We start from the raw sequence: 229 nt of genomic DNA, 5'->3' as shown, positions 1-229 counted from the left end.
CACAAGTCCCTTTTCATACTGCTTGACCATTGCAGTTTTCTTTAATAGATGAAGAAGGTGTATTTTAACGCCTTGAACATCCAGTTTCGCTACTTCCTTAGCAGTTTCCATCATCATATTATGATCTTCTAATGGAAGTCCGTTAATAATGTGAGAGCAAATTCTAATGTTATGTTTTCTCAGTTTTTCTACACCGTCTACATAACATTGATAATCGTGCGCTCTGTTT

The 229-nt window shown here is 35.8% G+C and carries 1 pseudogene; it reads right to left on the bottom strand.

Annotated features, from left to right (window positions below):
• Positions 1-229 (bottom strand): annotated as a pseudogene (locus AOA62_RS32620) (TIGR01212 family radical SAM protein); the annotation flags it as partial.

Source organism: Pseudomonas sp. 2995-3, from assembly GCF_002742565.1.
Classification (GTDB): domain Bacteria; phylum Pseudomonadota; class Gammaproteobacteria; order Pseudomonadales; family Pseudomonadaceae; genus Aquipseudomonas; species Aquipseudomonas edaphica.
Note: the sequence above shows the minus strand (reverse complement) of the source record. Positions and strands in the feature narration are given on the sequence as shown.